This is a genomic window from Burkholderia sp. SIMBA_051 (assembly GCF_046534915.1).
Taxonomy (GTDB): domain Bacteria; phylum Pseudomonadota; class Gammaproteobacteria; order Burkholderiales; family Burkholderiaceae; genus Burkholderia; species Burkholderia ambifaria.
Window position 1 is genome coordinate 1 of sequence record NZ_JAWRXS010000577.1, and the last position, 254, is coordinate 254.

The 254-nt window shown below is 63.4% G+C and carries 1 protein-coding gene; it reads left to right on the forward strand.

Translation table 11 applies throughout. From position 1 onward, the window contains the following. A partial coding sequence (locus SB771_RS35790; RefSeq protein ID WP_410722141.1) for a thiolase C-terminal domain-containing protein occupies window positions 1-254 on the forward strand: 254 nt, incomplete at both ends.

Here is a 254-nt window from a genome sequence, read left to right on the forward strand (position 1 = left end):
GTCGTCGGTGATTCAGACCGGCAGCGATCGAAACTATACCGACGTGCGCAACCACCTCACCGTACATGCGGCACGGCGGGCGTATGAGGCGGCTGGCGTCGGCCCGCGCGATGTATCGGTGGCGGAAGTGCATGACGCGACCGCAATGGGCGAAATCATCCAGATCGAGAACCTGGGATTCTTTGAGTTCGGCGAAGGCGGCCCGGCTTCCGAACGCGGCGACACCTCGATCGGTGGCCGCATTCCGGTCAATC